Below are 607 nucleotides of genomic sequence, written 5' to 3'. Positions count from 1 at the left end.
CCCGGATCAAAGCCTGCTTACGGCTCCCCGAGGCATTTCGTCGTTCGCCACGTCCTTCTTCGGCTCCTAGTGCCTAGGCATCCTCCGTGTGCTCTTTCTAGCTTAACCAGCTAAAAATAACTTCATGCTGTCATAAAACAATCATGAATTGGATTTACGTGCGATCGTTAGATCCTCACGCCTAAGTTTCATTCTTTACGTTTCGTTTCGTTATCTAGTTTTCAAGGAACAAAGTTATTATCGTTAGTTAACAGTTCAAGACTGCTAGCTTATTCGATAATTATGATGGTTTGCTGCATCTACTTAGTGTCAACAACACCGCCTTATCGGCGGCGGAAGTTTGCATAAAGTTAGTGGTGGAGCCAAGCGGGATCGAACCGCTGACCTCCTGCTTGCAAGGCAGGCGCTCTCCCAGCTGAGCTATGGCCCCATTGAGCAAGCTCCATCAAAACTGAACAAATAAAATGAACAATCAGCTAATTGTGTGCTTGCGCACTTGACTGGGTCTATCAGACCCGAGTCTCCATAGAAAGGAGGTGATCCAGCCGCACCTTCCGATACGGCTACCTTGTTACGACTTCACCCCAATCATCTACCCCACCTTCGG

General features: G+C 47.6%; 1 tRNA gene and 2 rRNA genes. All 3 read right to left on the bottom strand.

Annotated elements, in window-relative coordinates:
* Positions 1–108, bottom strand: a 23S ribosomal RNA gene (locus GK047_RS29120); the annotation flags it as partial.
* A 246-nt stretch (positions 109–354) separates the two neighbouring features.
* A tRNA-Ala gene (locus tag GK047_RS29115) sits at positions 355–430 on the bottom strand.
* 99 nt (positions 431–529) lie between these two features.
* Positions 530–607, bottom strand: a 16S ribosomal RNA gene (locus tag GK047_RS29110); the annotation flags it as partial.

Origin of the sequence: Paenibacillus sp. SYP-B3998, assembly GCF_010820665.1 — a bacterium.
In the GTDB taxonomy this organism is placed as follows: Bacteria; Bacillota; Bacilli; order Paenibacillales; family NBRC-103111; genus Paenibacillus_E.
Note: the sequence above shows the minus strand (reverse complement) of the source record. Positions and strands in the feature narration are given on the sequence as shown.